Source organism: Aquabacter spiritensis (assembly GCF_004346185.1).
Lineage (GTDB): Bacteria > Pseudomonadota > Alphaproteobacteria > Rhizobiales > Xanthobacteraceae > Aquabacter > Aquabacter spiritensis.
The window spans coordinates 416,322-436,102 of record NZ_SMAI01000001.1 but is presented as its reverse complement, the minus strand read 5'-3'; the positions used below and the strand labels follow the sequence as shown (position 1 = coordinate 436,102).

Genomic DNA, 19,781 nt, shown 5'->3' with positions numbered 1-19,781 from the left:
AGCTACATGCCTGTCGACCGCACGGGCGCGGCCCCGCCGCTCTGGCATGCCCTGTCCGAGCGGCAGGTTCTGGAAACCCTGTCGACCAGCGCCACCGGGCTCTCGGCCGGCGAGGCAGACCGGCGCCTCGCGGCTTTCGGCCCAAACCTCCTCCCCGAGCCGCCCGTGCGGACCATCGGCGCGATCCTCCTGGCGCAAATCTGGAGCCCTCTGATTGCGCTGCTGCTCGCCGCCGCCGCGGTCGCGGCCGCAATGGGTGATTTGGAGGACGCGGTCTTCATCCTCATCGTCGTGCTCATCAACACGGCGATCGGGGCCACTCAGGAATATCGCGCGCAGGCCAATACCCAGGCGCTGCGCGCCCGCATCCGCACCGGAACCCGGGTTCGGCGCGACGGCACCATTGCCCCGATTGAAAGCCGCGCGCTGGTGGTGGGGGACATGCTGGTTCTGGAGGCGGGCGACCGTGTGCCCGCCGATCTGCGACTGATCGCGGCGAGCCAGCTCCAGGCCGACGAGGCCATGCTCACGGGTGAATCGCTTCCGGTGGACAAGCTCGAGCTGCGCGCGCTGCCGGAGGGGGCGCGCCTCGCCGATCGCACCAACATGCTCCATGCCGGGACCATGATTCAGCGCGGACGCTGCGAGGCGGTCGTGGTCGCGACCGGCGGGTCGACCGCCATCGGCCAGATCGCGCGGGCGCTCCAGGCGCCGTCCGCCGGGCCGCCTTTGCTGCGCCGGCTCGACCGGTTCTCGCGACTGCTCGCGCTCGTCGCGCTCTCTCTGGTTGCGCTCGTCGTGGCGATCCAATTGGCCGGTGGTGCACCGCTGCGCGAAACCGTCTTCTTCGCCATCGCCCTCGCCGTGTCCATCATCCCCGAGGGGCTTCCCGTTGCGGTCACGATCGCTCTCGCTGTCGCGACGCGCCGTATGGCGCGGCGCCATGTCATCGTGCGGCAGCTCGCGGCTGTGGAAGGGCTGGGTGCCTGCACGGTGATAGCCACCGATAAGACCGGGACGCTCACCCTGAACAAGGTGGCGGCACGCCGGCTGTGGCTCCCCGGGGAGGGGGATGTGCTGCTGGCGTCTGCGCCGTCCGACGAAATGGCGCGGGCGCTCGGCGAGGCCGGCGCGCTGTGCAACGACGCCACCTTCGATCCTGCGCACCCCGACCAGGCGAGTGGCGATGCTGTCGATATCGCCTTCCTGCGGCTCGCCCACGATCTCTCCCTGGATCCTGCGGCCCTAGCCGCGGCGCATCCACGACTCCGTGATCTGCCGTTCGACGCCGCACGCAAGTTCGCCGCCGCGTTGAACACTGCGGGGGGTGGGGCGCGTCTCTCGGTGAAAGGGGCCGCCGAGGTCGTGGTGCCTCTCTGCACAGGTGCAGAATCGGCCCAGGCGCTCGCCGTAGCAGAGCGGATGGCTGCCGACGGCTATCGCGTCCTCGCCGTTGCCGGGCGCCGTTTCGATGCGCACGACGTGCCGGACGCTGCGGCGCTGCCGGCCGCCGTCGACCGGCTCACGCTCCTCGGCCTGGTCGGTTTCATCGATCCGCTGCGTCCTGAGGCCAAGGCGGCGGTCGCGGCCTGTACGGCGGCGGGCGTCGCGGTCAAGATGATCACCGGCGACCATGCGGCGACCGCCCTCGCCATCGCGCGTGATTTGGGCATCGCGGATCGGCCCGACCAGATCGTTACCGGACGCGACCTCGAGGCAGGCACGGCCTATGGTCCGCCGGGGATCGAGCGGCTGGCGCGCGCCCGGGTTTTTGCCCGCGTTGAACCCGGCCAAAAAGTGGAGATCGTCCAGGCGCTCCAGGATGCCGGACATGTCGTCGCCATGACCGGTGACGGGGTCAACGACGCGCCCGCTCTGCGGCGCGCCGATCTCGGCATCGCCATGGGACGCGGCGGCACCGACGTCGCCCGCGAGGTCGCCGATCTCGTCCTGACCGATGACAATTTCGCGTCGGTGGTCGCCGGCATCGAGGAGGGACGCGCGGCTTATGCCAATATCCGCAAGGTGATCCTGCTCCTTGTCGGGACCGGGGCGGCGGAGGCGGCGATGGTGCTCCTCGCGGTTTTGAGTGGCCTTCCCGCACCTCTCACTGCGGTGCAGCTCCTTTGGCTCAATCTTGTCACCAATGGCGGGCAGGATGTCGCTCTGGCTTTCGAGAAGGCAGAGCCGGGTCTGCTGCATCGGCCTCCGCGACCCGGAGACGAGCCGATCCTGGACCGGCTGATGCTGCGTCAGATCGCCGTGGCAGGACTTTATATGGGCGTCGTCGCTTATGCGGTTTTCGCCGCTCTTCTCGGTGCCGGGCGGAGCGCGGAGGAGGCCCGGAACGTCACGCTCATGCTGATGGTTCTGTTCCAGAACATGCATGTCTTCAACTGCCGCTCCGAGACCCTCTCCGCGTTTCGATTGCCGCTCGCGAACAATCTGCCGCTGGCCTTCGCGGTCGCCGCGGCGTTGCTCGCGAGCCTCGCAGCCCCCTTCGTACCCGGGCTCCGCGATGTTCTGGACGTCGCGCCGATCGCGCCCGACCTGATGCTTCTGCTCGTTCCCATCGCCGCGTCGATCATTCTGGTCATCGAGGGCGACAAGTTTCTGCGGCGCCGCGCCGCTGCTCGGAAGGCACAGACATGCTGACGCGCACCCCTTTCGCTCCGTCCCCGCCGCCGCTCGTTCCGGTGTCCTCCGACCCGACTTCCTCTTCCCCGGCGGATGCCGCCACGGACGATGCAACCTTGAGCATCAACGATTCCATCGACTTTGCCGTGCACGCCGCGATCGCACGAGTGACTGGCGGTCTTTCGCCCGCGGCCCTGGTCGATGCCTATGTCGACTGGGCGATGCATCTCGCGCTGTCGCCCGGCAAGCAGGCGGAATTGGCGGGCAAGGCGGCGCGGAAATGGGTGCGGCTCGCGCGCTATCTGGCGGCCTGCCAACTTCAGCCCGGGACGCAATTGTGCATCGAGCCACTGCCTCAGGACCGTCGGTTCTCGGCCCCGCAATGGCGCACATGGCCGTTCAATGCCCTGCATCAGGCGTTCCTGCTCAATCAGCAATGGTGGCACAATGCGACCACCGGGGTTCGCGGCGTGCGGCATTCGAACGAAAACATCGTCGAATTCGTCGCCCGTCAAATCCTCGACGTCATGTCTCCCGCCAATTTCCTCTTTACCAATCCGGTGGTGCAGCAGCGGACGGTGGAGACCGGAGGGCGCAATCTCACGGACGGTTTCTTCAATTTTCTGGAGGATCTGGAGCGTGAGCTGCGGGGGCAGAAGCCGGTCGGCGCGGAACGCTTCGAAGTGGGTCGCGACGTCGCAACAACTCCGGGAAAAGTGGTCTATCGCAATCGTTTGATTGAATTGATTCAGTATACGCCCACGACGGAAATGGTGCATCCCGAGCCGGTTCTGATCGTGCCCGCCTGGATCATGAAATATTACATTCTCGATCTGTCACCAGAAAACTCTCTGGTACGCCATCTTATCGCCCAGGGCTTCACAGTCTTCATGGTCTCGTGGCTCAATCCAGAGAGCGCCGACCGCGACCTCGCGTTCGACGACTACCGGCAATGTGGTGTCATGGAGGCGCTCGACGCGGTCGGGCGAATCCTGCCCGGGGTCGCCATCCACGGGGCGGGATATTGTCTCGGCGGTACGTTGCTTTCGATCGCGGCGGCGGCCATGGCGCGGGACGGCGATGCACGGCTTGCGAGCCTTACTCTGCTTGCGGCTCAGGCCGATTTCACCGAAGCGGGTGAATTGCGGCTGTTCGTCAATGAGAGCCAGATCAGCTTTCTCGAAAGCGTGATGTGGAGCCAGGGCGTGCTCAGTACGAGGCAGATGGCCGGCGCGTTCCAACTCCTGCGGTCCAACGATCTGATCTGGTCGCGTGTGATCCACGATTACCTGATGGGCGAACGCGCACCCATGACCGACCTGATGGCCTGGAACGCCGATGCCACCCGCATGCCTTACCGCATGCATTCGCAATATTTGCGCAGCCTCTACCTCGACAATGATCTCGCGGAGGGGCGTTTCAAGGTGGAGGGGCGGCCGGTGGCACTGGGCGACATCCGGGTGCCGATCTTCGCCGTCGGCACCGAACGCGACCATGTCGCGCCGTGGCGCTCGGTGTTCAAGCTGCACTATTTGACCGACACCGACGTCACCTTCGCGCTCGCGAGCGGCGGGCACAATGGCGGGATCGTCGCGCAGCCGGGCGCGGCGCGCCGGCATTACCGCGTGCTCACCAAGCGCGCCGAAGGGGCGCATCTGGGGCCGGATGCCTGGTTGGAGACGGCGATGCTCAAGCAGGGGTCCTGGTGGGAGGAATGGTGCGCGTGGCTTGCAGGCCGCTCGGGTGCACCGGTTGCGCCTCCGCCGTTGGGCGGGCCGGGACCGGCACTCGATGATGCGCCTGGTAGCTTTGTCCGGGTGCCCTGAGCGGCGCAATGCGGAGCGCGGGGCATGGTGCCGCATCCCATGCCTCTACGGCCCGTGCGGGTATGGTGCCATACTGCTCCAATACCGGAGCGAAGCGCCGTGTCGGATCGTCGAAGCAGATGGAGAGCGGGGAGCGCCCTTGCGGGAGCCTACCTGCTTGTTCTGCAGGTCCTGATATTTGGTCTGGCGACGGGTTTGCAGGCGGCGTCTGCCGCGCCGGGCGGATCGCTCTTTTTGTGCACAACCGGTCTTTCACAGGATACCGCTGGGACGAATGCGCCCTGGCAGGGTGACGAGGCTTCGCACGACACCGCGGAGTGTTGCCTTCTCCGCGGCGTCTCCGGAAGCACCGCTTCGCCTCAACCTGAGACCGCCGTCCGCCCACCGCCGCTTTCGCGGGACGCGCCGGAGCCGATGGGTCGCGCACCGGCGGTTACCATTTTTGCCCCTGAAACATCGATCGGCTTGGCACGGGCACCACCTTCGGTGGGCTGACCCGTCGCCTTTCCTCAATTCGGCTCGACCCGGTCGAGCGGCATGTTTCAGGGAGCCTCACCATGCTCAATTCTTCTCGCACGCCCTTCACGTTCACCCGCTTGCTCCGCCGCGTCCGCTTCGAGGAGGCGCTTGCGGCCGCCGCGTTCGCGACACTCCTTCTCACGCTTTCCGCGCAAGCCTTGTTCGCGCAAAATTCGCCGACGATCGCCATCGATCAGCCTTGGGCACGCGCGACGCCGCAGGGCGCCACGGTGGGCGCCGGCTATATGGTCCTGCGCAATGAGGGCGCGGCCACCGACCGTCTCGTCGCCGCAACCGCCGATGTCGCGCCGCGGGTCGAGATCCACGAAATGGCCATGGCCAATGGCGTGATGACCATGCGCCAGGTGCCCGGCGGGCTGCTCGTCCCGGCCAATGGATCGGTCACGCTGAAGCCCGGCTCGTACCATCTGATGTTCATGGATCTGACGCAGCCCCTGAAGCAGGGCACCATAGTCACCGGGACGCTCACCTTCGAAAAAGCGGGCACGATCCCGGTCAAGCTGACGGTCGAGCCGATCGGTGCCGAAGGCGTAGCCGCCGGCGAAGGGCACAGCCACGCGCACGGCAAATGATCCGCCGGTCGGTCGGCGGCCATTTCGGGAGATCCAGTCCTTCGGCCCGGTCTCGACTCCGACACCGTGCGTCTCTGTGTTCCCTGCCGATCCTGCGGGAGCAAGGAGAGGGACCGTGGCTCGCCGCCCGTCCTCCGTCCCGATGAGGTCCATCCAGCTCACGCGGCAGGAGGATATCGCATGGCTATCGTTCGGCTGAAGGCCGCGCCTGAATCCCCGCAAGCGCCAAACCGCCGCCTATCCGAGGCGTGTATCGACAGCGCGGATCTGTTCCAGGGCCGACGCACGGTCCGCATCGCCCATGGCGACCAAATTTATACCCTCACTTTGACGGCGAACGAGAAGCTGATCCTCACCAAATAGCGCGGAAGTCGGCCCCCCGGCCGGGCGGGTTGCCGCCCGTCCCGGCGCTGGGTCCGCGACACGATGGGCGGCCTTTGGTGGCCTCAGCCGAATTTGAACAGAACCCCGTAGCCACCGCGCGGATAGCTCCATTCGATGTCGCCGCTCGGCTCGGCGATGACCCGGCACGTCCCGCATTCGACGCAACCGTCGACGCACACTTCCACCTGACCGGCCTCGTTCATTTCGTAGCAGCGCGCCGGACACACTTTGAGCAGCGCCAGCAGCGGAGCGGTCGGCGCCGCATGTGGCCGCACCTTGATGTGGGCTCGGCCCGCATCGACGAGATACCGATTGTAGAAGAGCTTTTCCTCCACCCGCACCGCAGTCTCGCTCATGGCTCGTCTCCTGTTCGAAGGGTTGGCATCACGCGTGAAGGATCACCGCCAGGCCCGGGCGAAGCGGAAGGCGTCGCCGAACAGCCCGAGCCAGGAGCGCGCCGCCACGAAGCTGCGGAGGGTCGACGCCTCCTTCTCCTTCTTCGGCGTGCCGTCGACCCGGAGGAAGTTCTGCATCGCCTTCGACACGAGCTGCGGATAGGTCAGGAAGAAATTCTGCGACTGGATATGCATCAAGGCCGGCATGTCCTTGTATTTCTTCAGGTCCTTTATGACGAAGCTGTCGTCCAGCATGGTCTTGTAAAGCGCAAGGTTCTTTGCCGTCATGGGCTCGCGCCGCGACTTCACCTGGAAGATCGCTTCGGCGGCGATGCGCCCGGAGGTCATCGCGAGGTTCGAGCCCTCGCGGTGGATGGCATTGTTGAGCTGTGCGGCGTCCCCCACCACCACCCAGCCGTCGCCATAGAGTTGCGGGATCGCCTTGTAGCCGCCCTCTGGGATGAGATGGGCGGCATATTCCTTCACTTCCGAGCCCTCGATCAGCGGGGCGACGGAGGGATGCTGCTTAAAGCGTTCAAGCAGGCCATAGGGCGTTTCGCCGGTGGCTTGGAAGTCCGCGACCAGGCAGCCGATGCCGAGCGAGATGCATTCCTTGTTGGCATAGATGAAGCCCATGCCGGTCATGCCGCGAGAGATCGTGCCAGCGGCTTCGATCACGGTGCCCTCGTCCCCCTTCAGGTTGAACCGCGCCTCGATCGTCTCACGCGGCAGGAAATGCATTTCCTTGACCGCAAGGGCGACATTGTCCGGACGGGGCGGGGGCCGAAGCCCTGCGCGGGTGCCGAGCAGACCGTTGACCCCTTCGGCCAGCACCACCACGTCGGCATGGATCTCTCCGTCGCGCCGGTCGGTGCGCACGCCGATGACCTTGCCATAGGCGTCGCGCGCAAGTTCCGTGACGGTGGTTTCGCACAGCACCACCGCGCCGGCCTCGCGCACCTTCGACGAGAACCATTTGTCGAACTGGGCGCGAATGATGGTGTAGCGGTTCGCGCGCTCCTCGTTGAACTCGTCCGACTTGTAGTGGAGGCCGACATGGGAGCGGTCATCCATCATCCAGAAGCGCTGCTCCACGAGGTGGCGTTCGAGCGGCGCGTCTTCGCGGAAATCGGGGATTAGCGTCTCCAGCATATCGGCATAGAGAATGGCACCCTGGACGTTTTTGGAGCCGGAGTATTCCCCGCGCTCCAATTGCAGGACCTTGAGGCCGCGCTGGGCCAAAGTGAGCGCGGCGGCATTGCCGGCCATTCCGGCACCGACGACGATGGCGTCGAATCTCTCATCGATCATGGCATGCCCCTCTAACTTGCGATCCGATCGCGCGAATGCGGGGAGAGGCGTGCGCGAAACGCCTCGGTGAGCGCCGGCAGGAACCGGATCGCGTCGGTGACGATGCCCACATGGGCGAAGTCGAAGATCGGCGCGTTCTTATCGGTATTGATGGCGACGATCAGGTCCGCGCCATCGACCCCGACGCGGTGCTGGATCGCGCCGGAAATGCCGGCGGCGATATAGAGCTTGGGACGGATGGTCTTGCCGGTCTGGCCGATTTGCCGGTCGGAGGTGACCCAGCCCTTCTGAACCAGGGGGCGGGAGCAGCCATAGTCCGCGCCCAATACGGCGGCGAGCTGGCGCACCAATTGGAAATTCTCGGGCGAACCGAGGCCGAGCCCGCCGGCGACCACGACATCGGCATAAGCGAGGTTCGATTTCGCCGAATCCCGGTCCGGGAGAAAGGCGCGGATCTTGGTGACGATGTCGTCCTCCACGAGCCCGAGCGGGTGGGTGACGATGCGACCCGGATCGCGCGCGACGCGTTCCGGCATGGGCATGACGCGGGGGCGCACCGTCGCCATTTGCGGGCGGTAGTTCAGCGTATAGATGGTGCACAGGAGCGAGCCGCCGAAGGTCGGCCGCGTCGCAGCGAGCGAGCCGTCGGGATCGACATCGAGTTCGGTGCAGTCCGCCGTCAGCCCCGTCAGCAGGGTGGTCGCCACCGAGCCAGCGAGGTCGCGGCCGAGCGTTGTGGCGCCGAGCAGCAGGATCTCCGGTTTGAAGGTGTTCACGATGTCTGTGAGCGCCTTGGTGTAGGCCTCGTTGCGATAATCGGCGAGAAGGTCGTCGGCCACGACATAAGCGAGGTCGGCGCCGTAGCAGAAGGCCTCGGCCGCAGCCTGCCGGGAGACTTCGCCCTGTGGCCCGATCACCACAGCGGCCAGGTCGACCTTGAGCTTGTCGGCGAGCTTGCGGCCGGCGCCCATCAGTTCCCACGATACGGGATGGACCTGGCCGCGCTCCTGCTCGACGAACACCCAGACGTGGCGATAGCTCTTGAAATGCTCGGGAAGCTCCTTCTTGGTCGCGGCGCGACCCGAAGGGGCGGGGGCTTTGGTCGGCTCGCTCATCGCAGTCTCTCCCGTCAATAGCCGCGCGCCAGCGCCGCAAGCTCCGCTTCGAGCTTGGGCGCGCGCTGGAAGATGTGGGCGATCAGGGCGTCCGCCGGCGGCTGGCCGGCGATGTCGACCATCGTCGCCTTTTCGGCGCGGGGTGGCGGCGCGAACACGCGTTTCACGATGGTCGGAGAGCCACGCAGGCCGCATTTGGCAATGTCCGCGACGCCGGCGTCCTGCGCGCTCCATTTCACGATCTCAGCGCGGGCTGCGCGCAATGCGTCCGCCATGCCGCCGCGGCGAATCTCGTTGCTCGCCTCCAGCATGGTCACGAGGCAGGGCAGCCGCGTCTGAAGCACCTGCACGCCGCCCTCGGACCGACGCTCGGCTTCGATCGTGCCGGCTTCGAGATCGAGGGTGTTGATCTTGGCGACATAGGTCAGCTGGAGCAGGCCGAGTCGCTTGGCGATCCCGGGGCCGACCTGGGCGGTGTCGCCGTCGATCGTCTGTTTTCCGGTAAAGACGATGTCCGGCGCGCCGAAGGTTTCGCCGATTTTCCGGATCGCGGCGGCAAGCGCGTAGGTGGTCGCGAGCGTGTCCGCACCGGCGAAGAAGCGGTCGGTCAGGAGCACGGCGCGGTCGATCCCGAAGGTGAGCGCCTTGCGCAGGCTATCTTCCGCCGAAGGCGGCCCCATGGTCAGCACGGTGACCGTGCCGCCGAACCGGTCGCGGAGGGCGAGGGCGGCCTCCAGCGCAAACAGGTCGTAGGGGTTGATGATCGTCGGCACCCCCTGCCGCATGATGGTGTTGGTCACCGGATGGACGCGGATCTGCGCCGAATCCGGAACCTGCTTGATGCAGACGATGATGTGCATGCGGTTGCTCCGCGCTGGGCTATCCAGTCCCGACATCCGCCCAGCAAGCCCCGTACCAGTTCCGCGGGGTTCGATATTTCATTGTTAAGTCAAATACATAAACGATTTTGCTGGAGCCGTTCCAATGGCGGTCCTGCGCCGGACAGGGTGCGATGCGCGCGACAACGTCGGGAATCCGACAGGGCCTGTCCTGGACCGGGTCCGGGAGCGTCTCGCCTGTCTGCGCGGGACCACCGCGCGCAGCATTTGGGGGGTAAGATGCGAGCAGCGCGCGAGATGGGAAGCATTTTGCAGGCAGCGCGGTGCGGCGAACCAAACGCTGCCGGCCGACTGGTGCCGGTCCGGTCGTATCGCTTCCCTGCAGCGGGATCGGCCGGCTTCGCGAAAGCGCATCGGCCGACCGGGCGATATGGCTATTTCAGCGTGCTGAGCGGAACGAAGGCCGGGCCCGGCTGCGGCTTCACGGCGTCCTTCAGAACCTTGAACACGCGTTGGTCGATCGGCGAGGACGCGACGAAATCGGCATAGGCCTGTTCGAGCACGGCCTTGCAGCGCTCCGCCACCCAGGTATCGGGCCGACCGGAAAAATCCTCGCTGACGAGATATTGTCCCATCCGTCGTAAGATATGCAGGCGGGACACCTGGACCACTTTCGGGTCGTAATCGACGCCGAGCAAACCGAAGAAGTCTTCTGCTGAGCTTGCGGCGTTCAATTGGGCGAGAATGCCGGCTGGTTTAAGGGGGGGGCGATCAACTCCGCTCATCATCGTCTCCTCATCGCGGCTCTGCGCGCATCAGCACGGCCTGCGCTTCAGGCGCACGACGACATCGACACCCGAGACGTCGAATCCGGTCGGTGTCGCGGGCAGGGTGTCGATGCCGACGTCCTCGGCGGGAATGTCGAACAGCATGTGCTCGTCCTCGACGAAGAAATGGTGGTGGCGGCTGGGATTGGTGTCGAAGAAGGCGATCGTCCCGCTGACGCCGATGCGCCGCAGCAGCCCGACCTCGGTAAAGTGGTGGAGGGTATTGTAGACGGTCGCCAGCGACATTGGGATCCGCGCCTTCATGGTCTCGTCGTGGAGCATGGCGGCGGTGACGTGCCGATTGCCTTTGGAGAACAAAAGCCGGCCCAAGACCAAGCGTTGACGTGTTGGGCGCAGTCCCGCGCCACGCAAGAGACGGATGACATCGATCCAGCGGTGGAGGTCCGAGGGCGCTCCGCGCCAGATCATCCGCAGTTCCGGGGCCAGATCGGGCTCCGGGCTCGGCGCGGATCTGTGGCGTGAGATCTGACCGATCATCTGTTCCATCCAGGTCACCTTGGTTGCGCAGCGGGTTGAAGGGCGGCCTCGGCGGACGCAGGCGCGGCCAAAGCGAGTGCGCGGCGGCGGTCCGCCATGCGGCTCTCGCTGGTCTTCTCGGCAAAGCAGACGGAGAAGTCGGTGCACTGGGTGCAGACCGGAGTCGCGCACATGACGAAACCGTCGGATTCGCAGAGCATGCGATAGAAGAAGCGCTTCCACCGCATATTGCGGGTGTTTCGGACGGCGAGCGGCGCGAAATGGCGGGTGAGGAGGCGGGTCAGTTCGGAACGCTCCCGCAGCCCGAGATCCTCCCACAAATGGTTCGGCTCCATCGCCCGCCGCGCCAAAAGGACGGCGAGCCAGGGGCCAAGGTCGGAAGACCTGTGGGAGAGGAGAAGATCCCGCACCATGGCGACCTCGTCCGGGTCCGGCAGGGCGGGTGCGGGCTGCGGTGCAGGCATCGCAACACAGGTGATGAGATCGGCATCCGGAAAGAAGCGGGCGCCGAGGTCCGCGAGCGCGGGTTCCGAAAGTCCGCACCGGTCGGTGAGGCGCCCGCCCTCCGCCGCCGACATGGCGAGGATGGAGGCCAGAATATGCCGGTCGAAGCCCGTGTCCGATTCGGTCGGCGCGTGGGTGGGCCGGCACCCGGTGAGCCGGACATAGAGTGCGATCCCGGCCTCGCTCGCGCGCATCTCGGCATAGGCGGGTGCCGGGGCCAATTCGGTCGCATGTTGGCGCGGTACCGGTGCGGTCACGTCTGCGCTCCCCAGAGCCAATATCGCCTTGCCCTCTGCGTTCCCTCATTTTTGGTTCTTGGAGTCCGGCCCAATCTTGCGCCGGAGAGGTGCCGGCCCGCAGGGGCCGGCACCTGGGTTTGGATCACGCCGAGAGGGCGGCGAGTTCCGCGGCAGACTTTCCGATCTGGCTCTCGTCGACCGACTTCATGATTCCATGCTCCATCAGCATGTCCTCGAGTTCGTCCATGGTGATGGGGGTGGGGATGATGCCCTTGCCGCCATTGTTGTGGATCTTCTGGGCAAGCGATCTGTAATGGCCGGCCTGAACGGAATCTGGCGCATATTCCAGAACCGTCATGCGGCGCAGCTCGGCGTGCTGGACGATGTTGTCGCGCGGCACGAAATAGATCAGCTGGGTTCCGAGCTTTTTGGCCATCGCTTCGGCGAGTTCCAGCTCCTTGTCGGTCTGGCGCTCATTGCAGACGAGCCCGCCGAGCCGGACGCCGCCGGAATTGGCGTATTTGAGGATTCCCTTCGAGATGTTGTTGGCGGCATACATGGCCATCATCTCGCCGGACATGACGATGTAGATCTCCTGGGCCTTGTTCTCGCGGATGGGCATGGCGAAGCCGCCGCACACCACGTCGCCGAGGACGTCGTAGGAGACATAGTCGATGTCCTCGTAGGCGCCGTTCTCCTCGAGAAAGTTGATCGAGGTGATGACGCCGCGTCCGGCGCAGCCGACGCCGGGCTCCGGTCCGCCCGACTCGACGCAGCGGATATCGCGGTAGCCGACCTTCATGACCTCTTCGAGCTCGAGATCCTCGACGCTTCCGGCGGCGGCGGCGAGGCTCAGGATGGTGTCCTGGGCCTTGGCATGGAGGATGAGCCGGGTGGAATCCGCCTTGGGATCACAGCCGACGATGAGGATCTTGTGCCCCATCTCGGCCAGTGCCGCCAAGGTGTTCTGAGACGTGGTCGACTTCCCGATCCCGCCTTTACCGTAAAATGCGATTTGTCGTAGTGACGACATGTTGGATGTCCTTCGAACCGAGTGCCAATGATCATCACGTGCCGAAACACGCGTGCTATCGCTCACAAACAGGCTCGCCGGTTACGGGAAGGAGCACATCGCTCGTCGTCGCGTCTGCGTGCGCTCAGCCCTCACTCGCCGTGCCGATTGGTATCAGCAACGAGCGTGCCAGCTTCAGTGATCTTGTTAATATATTGAGAAATATATGAAATATAAAAAATGCAGAGATCGGCCATGTCTCGAACCCGACAGGCGCGGGCCTGGTGTCAGGAAGGAAACATGTTTTTGGGGCGCACTTTCTGATGGGAGCCGAAATCCGCGTGCGAATACCTGGATTTTTCGCTGCAGGATGCGAGCCGGAACGGATTTTGCTTTGCCCCTCCCGCGGTGCGGGCACCGACAGTCCGCCTTTCGAGCGGCGTGAACCGGAGGATGACATGCAGATTGGTGTCGAAACCTCGAAGGCCGTGGACCAGCGGCGGGTCTTCGTCGTCGACCAGGACGAGGTGACGCGCGCGGCGCTTCAATTCATGCTGCACGACGAGATCGAGACACACGAATTGGCGACGCCCGAGGAGGCCTACGAGAAGGGCGTCGGCTGGCTGAAGCCGGACGTCCTGCTCCTCGGGGCCTCCTACCTCTCCGAGCGGGGCACGGGATTGCTCGGCGAGGCGGCGGATCGCTTTCCCGGCGTGCGGATCCTGATCGTCTGTGATCGTTCCCAGGAAGTCATCGCGGTGGAGGGCATGAAAGCGGGGGCGCATGGCACCCTGGTGAAGCCCCTGACCTTGGAGGCGGTGCGTAAGAAGGTCGACACGATTCTGGGCCGTGGCGGCGCGGCGCCGCTGATTCAGCTCGGCCTGATGAAATAGGTTGGCGGCCGTGACCGTGATCGACCGCGCGGCCGTTCGGTTCGCGCCGTACCGCCGGCGGCGGGCGCCGAAGTGAGGCCGCGCGTTCCCTTTCGCTGCCTCAGCGCGCCGGCAGCCCGGGCGCTGCTCGGCTCGGTCGGCCCGCTCGTGCTCGACGCGCGGGACGCAAGCGCGTTCGCCGCGGGAAGGCTGGATGGCGCTCTGCACCTCTCCCGTGGGACTCTGGCCGATCTGATCGCGCAGACCCCGCGGCGTCGGCCGATTCTGATCTATTGCTATCACGGCCATGCGAGCCGTGAATACGCGCAGATATTTTCAGACTTCGGCTTTCTGGAAGTCTATAGCCTCGATGGCGGGTACGAGGGCTGGGGAAATTCTGGATAGGGCGACACACGCCCGGCATTGTCGACCCGTCCGCAATCCGATCCAGGTAGGTCTGGCGGGGCGCCGCGAGGCGGGCGCCGCCGCCATGTCACGATTGTGCGCCGACCACGCCTTTGGCGTTGAGCAGGGCAGCCAATTCCCCGGAATGGAACATTTCGCGGACGATATCGCAGCCGCCCACGAACTCGCCCTTGACATAGAGCTGGGGCAAAGTCGGCCAGTTGGAATAGGCCTTGATGCCCTCGCGGACCGCGAAATCGGCGAGCACGTCCACGCTGTCGAACGGTACATCGAGTCGCGCGAGGATTTGCACCAGGGCACCGGAGAAGCCGCATTGCGGGGCAGCGGGTACCCCCTTCATGAAGAGCAGGACGTCGCTGCCGGCGATGAGGCCTTCGATACGCGCACGTGTGGGATCGGTCATGACGGTCCTCGCTGGGTCAGGCGGGAGTGGCGGTTTCGAGCGCGAGCGCATGGAGCGTTCCACCCATGTGCCCTTGGAGCGCGGCATAGACCATCTGGTGCTGCTGAACCCGGCTCTTGCCACGGAAGGTTTCGCAGATGACGCGCGCGCCGAAATGATCGCCGTCGCCGGCTAGATCCATGATGACGACTTGTGCCTCTGGAAAGGCCGCCTTGATGAGGCGTTCGATTTCGGCTGCCGACATGGCCATGGGTGTCGCTCCTTGCGGTCGCCTTCCGCTCTGCAAACCTCAAGCCAGACTTAAAGATTAAAAATATATCTTTAATATCAGTGTATTATAAGGCTCGCTCTGATCTGCGGAGCGGGGCGTGCGTCACATGCGATGTGGCGAACCCGACAGGCGTACGAAACCCGGACCCCGCGACGCGCACCTTGTACTCGTTACGCCATGGACGGGATCGACCCGATGCGTGACCCCCTGTCTGAAACGCTTTGGCATTTGGCTTGCAAAGTCGGTCGAGAGGACTGCCGAGCGAGCCGTCCCCGACACGGCGGTGACAGCAATGAAACCAGCGCAAGGCCTTCAAGTCTTTGAAAAGGCGCATGTCGCGCTGAGTGCTTCGGGCGCGCGCCCAGGCGGCGCGGCGGGGGGGCGGGTGCGATCCAGTGTTTCATTGGCTTCAAAGTCGGAAATCTGACATGGGCCCGGAGAGCGTCGGACATCCGTCATCGGCCCCACGCGAAGGGCATCTCTGCGCTGCGCCTTCGGATGATCTCGTCGCGCAGATCGTCGCTGCATTGCGCACCGTGCACGATCCGGAAATTCCGGTGAACATCTATGATCTCGGCCTGATCTACCGGATCGAGCTCGCCCCGGAAGGGCGCGTCGAAATCGACATGACGCTGACCGCGCCGGGCTGCCCGGTGGCAGGCGAGATGCTCAACTGGGTCAGCGAGGCGGTTAGCGCGGTGTCCGGGGTGGCGGGGGTGGAGGTCCGGCTGGTGTTCGATCCGCCCTGGGACAGTTCCAACATGTCCGAAGATGTGAGACTCGAACTCGGGCTCCTCTAGGTGCTTTCCCATCGCCGCGCACCGGCACGGAGGGTGCGTATCCGGAACGCGCGTTGCGATGCTGATTTGCCGGCCCCATGGGGCCGGATACCGGCGCGTGGGGGCATTGCTTCGCAAGCTTTCCAAGCGCGAGGCCAGGCTTGTTTCAACGTCCCACCAAACCCCGAGGATCTCCATGATCGCGCTTTCAGCCGCCGATGGTCACACCTTCTCCGCCTATCGCGCCGATCCGCCCGACGCGCCGAAGGGCGCGGTCGTGGTGCTCCAGGAGGTGTTCGGCGTCACGCCGCACATCCGCCGTGTCACCGATGCCTTCGCGGCCCTGGGGTATCTCGCGATTGCCCCGGCCTTGTTCGACCGGGTACGGACGTGTGTCGAGCTCGGTCACGATGAGGAGGGGTTTCTGGAAGGCCTGACACTCGTGGAGAAGATCGGCGATGCCACGGCGCTCGCCGACATCCAGGCCAGCGTCGATGCGGTCAAGGGCGCCGGAAAGGTGGCGGTGGTGGGCTTTTCCTGGGGTGGGCATCTTGCTTATCTCGCCGCCAACGAGGTAGCGGGCCTCGCTTGTTCGATCGGCTATTATGGCGCCGGGATCGTCGAGGAGGGCGGCGCCAAGAGGAAGGTCCCGACCCTGCTGCATTTCGGGTCGGCGGATTCTCTGATCCCGCTCGACCGCGTCACCCAATTTCGCGAGGATCGGCCCGACGTCAGCGCTTTCGCCTATCCCGGGGCGACCCATGGCTTCGATACGGCCCCGCGCGGGCCGCTCAATGTGGCGGCCGCAAGCGCCGCGCAGGAGCGGACCTGCGCCTGGATCGCGCAATATGTCGAGGGCCAGCCGCCGATCGCACTCAAGAATGCCGGGGCCTATGCGCAGGCCAAAGTCGATAAGAAAAAGGGCAAGAAGGCCGGCGACGATCTCGCGCCCCCGATCGACTGAACCCGCAACGCCGGCTCGGCCGGCGAACCCCCAAGGCGTCCGATCGGATTCGGTTCTCGCACCTGAGGTCCAGCAATGCTCGCAACCACCATTCTGGTCGACGACATCGCGCGCTGCGTCGTGCGCCCGGTGGATACCAAGGATCTCATGCGCTTCCTGCGGAACGGCCGCCCGTTCCTTCTAACGGACAATCCCCAGGGCCGGATCAGCCATCGGCCGGCGGAGCCGGCGGAGGCCGAAAAATGGCGCGCCGCTCTTGCCCTGCACACCGCCTGGGGTGGCGGGGAAGAGGACTTTTTCGGGGTGCCCCTCTGACGCCGACAGGGGCGGTTGTGGAGTTCAGTCGTGGGCCGGGCCGGCGTCGTCGGCCATGTCGGCAGTGTTGCGCATCCAGTCCGCGAGATTCCTGAGGCCGGTGCCGATCGCCGCGCGCGCTTCGGCGTCGGCAATTTCGGCGGCCAACGCCCGGCTCATGCAGAGCATCCAGGCGTCGCGTTCGGCCGACGCGATCCGGAAGCCCAGATGCCTCTGGCGCAGCCGCGGATGTCCCTTCTCGGCGGAATAGAGCCGTGGCCCACCCAGCCATTCGCAGAGATAGCGCTTCAGCACGCCCTTGGTGGCGCCGAGGTCCGGCGCATGCATCGCCCGGATGGTCCGCGCCTCGGGCAGCGTGTCCATATTGCGGTAGAAGCTTTCGACCAGCCGGTCGACCGTGACGGCTCCTCCGATCCGCTCGAATATGGACGTGGTGACCTCGGTCTGCGGCATCGAACTCCCCTTCGGTCTCACTGCGGCTGGATCTGGTGGCGTCGGTCGGCGCCGGCTAGTCTATTCGTCCAGGCTCGGCAGCAGGATCACCTCCGCGGGCGCGCCCACGCCTTGCGCCGCGACAAAGTCCAGCGCGTCGACGCGCGAAAGGCCGCCGTCGCACTCGATCAGCACGACCGCGTCCGGTGGCAAGGAGCGCAGCGCTTCCATCAGGTGAGCGACAATCATCGTCACATGTCCCTCGTGTTGGTTCCGATCGCGCAGCCGTCGGAGCGATCAATCGGGATGGATCATGATCTCCATCGTGTCGTCGAGATCGACGAACGGGTCCGGCAGTCCGTCATCCTCCAGAAGGGCGATCCCGCAGATGCAGACATCGCCCTCGACGACGACGAGGGTCAACGGCTCCAGGCTTTGGCCGGCGCAGGGGCCCGCAACGCACAATCCGGTATCGATCTCGAACGTCGCGCCATGCCGACTGCAGCGCAGGAACGCGCCATCGGGGGTGAAGAAATCCCCGTTTCCGATGTTGAGCCACGTTTTGTTGTGCGGGCAGATATTGGAATAACCGAAATAATCGTTGGTCAGGTTGCGCGCGATCACGATCGCGAACGGCCGTGCTGCGCCGTCGGCCTCGAGGCGCGCCAGGCTGAACGCCTTCGCCTGGCCGGGCGCGATGTCACGGGTCGCGCAGATGACGAAGACCTCGGTTTGCCCTGACGTCATGGTCCGCCTTCCTCGATGGAGCCGCGCGCACCGGACGGTGCGCGGCCGAAGCCGCGTGGCGTGCGGCGCTCTGGCTGGCCGTGCGTCAGGCGGTGCCAACGGCCGCTTCGGCCCTCAGGGCGTCGACGCCCGCACGGGTCAGGCGAAACACGCCGCGTCCGCCGGCGAGCGTCTGATAGGCGTCGGCGGCCTTGAAGCTGAGCGTGTTGAACCAGTCCTGCGGACTCAGGGTCGGCGGACGCTCGCTGATCTCCACCACGCTGCCATTAGGGGCGAAGCGGACATGGAGGATGACGGTCTGTGGATCCATTCTGTCCCCCTCGTGTCACAGGCCCGAGCCGAAGCCCAGCAATTCGATGGTGACATTCTCGGTGCCGAGGATCTTGGCCTGGCAGGCGAGGCGGGACTTGGAGCCGACCCCGACGATCGCGTCGAGCTTCTCATTCTCCTCCCGGGCGATCTTGGATACGCCTTTGCGCCCTTCCTGGACGAAGATGTGGCAGCTGCCGCAGCTGGCTTTGCCCTCGCATTTGTGGAGGATCCCGATCCCCGCTCCGAGCAGAGCGGCGAGGAGGGTCGTGCCCTCCGCGACCTCGAACGATTTTCCCTCGGGCATGACGGTCAGCATGGACATCGGACTCTCCTTTACGTCGCGTTGTGTTGCATGGGGATGGAACCGGCGGCTCAGTAGATCGCTGCACCGGCGCCGACATTGATCGAGGCGTCCTTCATGGTGCCGACGATGAATTCGATCTGGTCTTCGGTGAGATGGGTGTGGAACGGCAGTGCCACGGCGCGGTCCGCGACCTTTTCCGTCACCAGGAAGTCGCCGCGGCGATAGCCGAGGTTGAAATAATGCCGCTGGAGATGGAGCGGGGTGCAATAGGCGGCGGCCTCCACGTCCTCGACCGCGAGATCCTCGACGATCGCGTCGCGACTCGACCGCGAAAAGCGGTTGCCGAGATGCACCAGATAAAGAAACCAGTTCACCTCGGTCACGTCGGGACCGACATAGGGATCCTTGATCCCCTCGAACGACTGGACGTGCTTGTAATAAAGGTGCTCGATCAGCCGCCGCCGTTCGAGAATCTCCTCCAGTCGGGCAAGCTGCGCGTGGCCGAGCGCCGCAGCGATCTCGCTCATGCCCGCCTGATAGGGCGCCGTGCCGCTGACCACGACCGACGAGCGCTCGTTCAGCCGGTGGGTGCGGTGGCGCCGCAGAGCCACGGCGACATCGACATCGTCCGTCACTACCATCCCGCCCTCGCCGCAGACCAAAGGGGAGGGTTGGCAGAAGTCGAACACGGAAGCGTCGCCGAAACTGCCCACCAGGGAGCCCCGATATTTCGATCCGATCGCCTCGGTCGAATCCTCGACGAGAATCAAGCCGCGCGCCGCGGCGAGCGCGCGCAATCCCGCCCAGGGCGCGGGATGTCCGTTGGTATTGGCGGCGAGAATGGCGCGGGTGCGCGGCGTGATGCGGGCTTCGACCTTCTCGGGCACGAGGGTCCCTGCCCAATAATCGATGTCCGCAAAGATCGGCCGCGCGCCGGCGAGGCTGATCGCGTGGGCGGTCTCGCGGAACCCGTAGGGCGAGGCGATCACTTCGTCGCCTGCCCCGATGCCAAAGGCCTTCAGCGTCAGCAGGAGGCCCATCGTGCCGCTCGGTACCGCTACGGCGTATGCGCGTCCGACATAAGCAGCGAACGCCGCCTCGAATGCAGGCAGGCCCGCACCACCGGAGAGGCGCGGCGCCCGCATCGCGGTATCTACGGCAGCGATTTCCGCCAGCGTGATGTCGGGATCGGAGAGGGGGATGAATCCCGCCTCGGCTCCGTCCATGTCCACACCGTCCGCGGATTCGGCGAGGGTC

General features: G+C 65.4%; 25 protein-coding genes. 9 read left to right on the top strand and 16 right to left on the bottom strand.

Translation table 11 applies throughout. The annotated features are described in order from the left end of the window. The first annotated feature begins 6 nt into the window (after positions 1 to 6). The 4 genes from EDC64_RS02095 (at position 7) to hemP (ending at position 5,938) form a co-directional block, all read left to right on the top strand. On the top strand, positions 7 to 2,655 hold the full coding sequence (locus EDC64_RS02095; protein ID WP_132029979.1) for a cation-translocating P-type ATPase: 2,649 nt from the start codon (positions 7 to 9) through the stop codon (positions 2,653 to 2,655). Next, a complete protein-coding gene (locus EDC64_RS02090) occupies positions 2,649 to 4,463 on the top strand; it encodes a PHA/PHB synthase family protein (RefSeq protein WP_132029324.1) in 1,815 nt (604 codons plus the stop codon). The genes EDC64_RS02095 and EDC64_RS02090 overlap by 7 nt, the downstream gene beginning before the upstream one ends. A gap of 557 nt (positions 4,464 to 5,020) precedes the next feature. Then, on the top strand, positions 5,021 to 5,575 hold the full coding sequence (locus EDC64_RS02085) for a copper chaperone PCu(A)C (RefSeq protein ID WP_132029321.1): 555 nt from the start codon (positions 5,021 to 5,023) through the stop codon (positions 5,573 to 5,575). 180 nt (positions 5,576 to 5,755) lie between these two features. Next, entirely contained in the window at positions 5,756 to 5,938 is a 183-nt protein-coding gene (hemP, locus tag EDC64_RS02080) for a hemin uptake protein HemP (RefSeq protein ID WP_132029318.1), read from the top strand. 83 nt (positions 5,939 to 6,021) lie between these two features. Here hemP and EDC64_RS02075 read toward each other — a convergent pair whose 3' ends face one another. From EDC64_RS02075 to nifH, 8 genes are all read right to left on the bottom strand, one after another. Further along, on the bottom strand, positions 6,022 to 6,315 hold the full coding sequence (locus EDC64_RS02075; RefSeq protein WP_132029315.1) for a ferredoxin family protein: 294 nt from the start codon (positions 6,313 to 6,315) through the stop codon (positions 6,022 to 6,024). Between the two features lie 42 nt (positions 6,316 to 6,357). Continuing rightward, the gene (locus tag EDC64_RS02070) at positions 6,358 to 7,665 is read right to left on the bottom strand and encodes an FAD-dependent oxidoreductase (protein WP_132029312.1); all 1,308 of its coding nucleotides are present in this window, start codon (positions 7,663 to 7,665) and stop codon (positions 6,358 to 6,360) included. A gap of 11 nt (positions 7,666 to 7,676) precedes the next feature. Next, complete coding sequence (locus EDC64_RS02065) at positions 7,677 to 8,780, bottom strand: electron transfer flavoprotein subunit alpha/FixB family protein (protein ID WP_132029309.1); 1,104 nt, start codon at positions 8,778 to 8,780, stop codon at positions 7,677 to 7,679. 14 nt (positions 8,781 to 8,794) lie between these two features. Then, positions 8,795 to 9,640 carry an electron transfer flavoprotein subunit beta/FixA family protein gene (locus tag EDC64_RS02060; RefSeq protein ID WP_132029306.1) on the bottom strand — a complete coding sequence of 282 codons (846 nt, stop codon included), beginning with the start codon at positions 9,638 to 9,640 and terminating at the stop codon, positions 8,795 to 8,797. 413 nt (positions 9,641 to 10,053) lie between these two features. Further along, a complete protein-coding gene (gene nifW / locus EDC64_RS02055; RefSeq protein ID WP_132029303.1) occupies positions 10,054 to 10,404 on the bottom strand; it encodes a nitrogenase stabilizing/protective protein NifW in 351 nt (116 codons plus the stop codon). 30 nt (positions 10,405 to 10,434) lie between these two features. Beyond that, positions 10,435 to 10,875, bottom strand: a complete 441-nt coding sequence (gene irr, locus EDC64_RS02050) for a Fur family transcriptional regulator Irr (RefSeq protein WP_132029978.1) — start codon at positions 10,873 to 10,875, stop codon at positions 10,435 to 10,437. A gap of 83 nt (positions 10,876 to 10,958) precedes the next feature. Further along, entirely contained in the window at positions 10,959 to 11,705 is a 747-nt protein-coding gene (locus tag EDC64_RS02045) for a nitrogen fixation protein NifQ (RefSeq protein WP_245504485.1), read from the bottom strand. A gap of 124 nt (positions 11,706 to 11,829) precedes the next feature. Further along, complete coding sequence (gene nifH, locus EDC64_RS02040; RefSeq protein WP_132029300.1) at positions 11,830 to 12,720, bottom strand: nitrogenase iron protein; 891 nt, start codon at positions 12,718 to 12,720, stop codon at positions 11,830 to 11,832. A gap of 437 nt (positions 12,721 to 13,157) precedes the next feature. On the opposite strand from nifH, the gene EDC64_RS02035 reads away from it, so the two are divergent. Further along, positions 13,158 to 13,592 (top strand): response regulator, encoded by a 435-nt coding sequence (locus EDC64_RS02035; RefSeq protein WP_132029298.1) that lies wholly within the window; start codon positions 13,158 to 13,160, stop codon positions 13,590 to 13,592. Between the two features lie 72 nt (positions 13,593 to 13,664). Then, complete coding sequence (locus tag EDC64_RS02030; protein ID WP_245504484.1) at positions 13,665 to 13,976, top strand: thiosulfate sulfurtransferase GlpE; 312 nt, start codon at positions 13,665 to 13,667, stop codon at positions 13,974 to 13,976. A gap of 88 nt (positions 13,977 to 14,064) precedes the next feature. On the opposite strand, the gene grxD is transcribed toward EDC64_RS02030, so the two are convergent. Continuing rightward, positions 14,065 to 14,400, bottom strand: a complete 336-nt coding sequence (grxD, locus tag EDC64_RS02025; RefSeq protein WP_132029295.1) for a Grx4 family monothiol glutaredoxin — start codon at positions 14,398 to 14,400, stop codon at positions 14,065 to 14,067. Positions 14,401 to 14,416: 16 nt separating this feature from the next. Further along, positions 14,417 to 14,650 (bottom strand): BolA family protein, encoded by a 234-nt coding sequence (locus EDC64_RS02020; RefSeq protein ID WP_132029292.1) that lies wholly within the window; start codon positions 14,648 to 14,650, stop codon positions 14,417 to 14,419. A gap of 449 nt (positions 14,651 to 15,099) precedes the next feature. On the opposite strand from EDC64_RS02020, the gene EDC64_RS02015 reads away from it, so the two are divergent. From EDC64_RS02015 to EDC64_RS02005, 3 genes are all read left to right on the top strand, one after another. Then, a complete protein-coding gene (locus EDC64_RS02015) occupies positions 15,100 to 15,471 on the top strand; it encodes a DUF59 domain-containing protein (protein ID WP_132029289.1) in 372 nt (123 codons plus the stop codon). A gap of 175 nt (positions 15,472 to 15,646) precedes the next feature. After that, the gene (locus EDC64_RS02010) at positions 15,647 to 16,414 is read left to right on the top strand and encodes a dienelactone hydrolase family protein (RefSeq protein WP_132029286.1); all 768 of its coding nucleotides are present in this window, start codon (positions 15,647 to 15,649) and stop codon (positions 16,412 to 16,414) included. A gap of 75 nt (positions 16,415 to 16,489) precedes the next feature. Then, positions 16,490 to 16,729: a hypothetical protein gene (locus tag EDC64_RS02005; protein ID WP_132029283.1), complete on the top strand. Its 240-nt coding sequence runs from the start codon at positions 16,490 to 16,492 to the stop codon at positions 16,727 to 16,729. A gap of 24 nt (positions 16,730 to 16,753) precedes the next feature. Here the strand turns inward: EDC64_RS02005 and EDC64_RS02000 are convergent, their stop codons facing one another. The 6 genes from EDC64_RS02000 to EDC64_RS01980 all read right to left on the bottom strand — a co-directional run bounded on the left by EDC64_RS02000 (position 16,754) and on the right by EDC64_RS01980 (position 19,750). Beyond that, complete coding sequence (locus tag EDC64_RS02000; protein WP_132029280.1) at positions 16,754 to 17,182, bottom strand: group II truncated hemoglobin; 429 nt, start codon at positions 17,180 to 17,182, stop codon at positions 16,754 to 16,756. Positions 17,183 to 17,242: 60 nt separating this feature from the next. Continuing rightward, complete coding sequence (locus EDC64_RS23415) at positions 17,243 to 17,416, bottom strand: hypothetical protein (RefSeq protein WP_165933578.1); 174 nt, start codon at positions 17,414 to 17,416, stop codon at positions 17,243 to 17,245. Positions 17,417 to 17,458: 42 nt separating this feature from the next. Next, positions 17,459 to 17,908: a Rieske (2Fe-2S) protein gene (locus tag EDC64_RS01995; protein WP_132029277.1), complete on the bottom strand. Its 450-nt coding sequence runs from the start codon at positions 17,906 to 17,908 to the stop codon at positions 17,459 to 17,461. 85 nt (positions 17,909 to 17,993) lie between these two features. Further along, on the bottom strand, positions 17,994 to 18,218 hold the full coding sequence (locus tag EDC64_RS01990) for a hypothetical protein (RefSeq protein ID WP_132029274.1): 225 nt from the start codon (positions 18,216 to 18,218) through the stop codon (positions 17,994 to 17,996). 15 nt (positions 18,219 to 18,233) lie between these two features. Then, complete coding sequence (locus EDC64_RS01985) at positions 18,234 to 18,542, bottom strand: 2Fe-2S iron-sulfur cluster-binding protein (RefSeq protein ID WP_132029271.1); 309 nt, start codon at positions 18,540 to 18,542, stop codon at positions 18,234 to 18,236. A 50-nt stretch (positions 18,543 to 18,592) separates the two neighbouring features. Then, positions 18,593 to 19,750, bottom strand: a complete 1,158-nt coding sequence (locus EDC64_RS01980; RefSeq protein WP_420808941.1) for a DegT/DnrJ/EryC1/StrS family aminotransferase — start codon at positions 19,748 to 19,750, stop codon at positions 18,593 to 18,595. Positions 19,751 to 19,781: the final 31 nt, after the last annotated feature.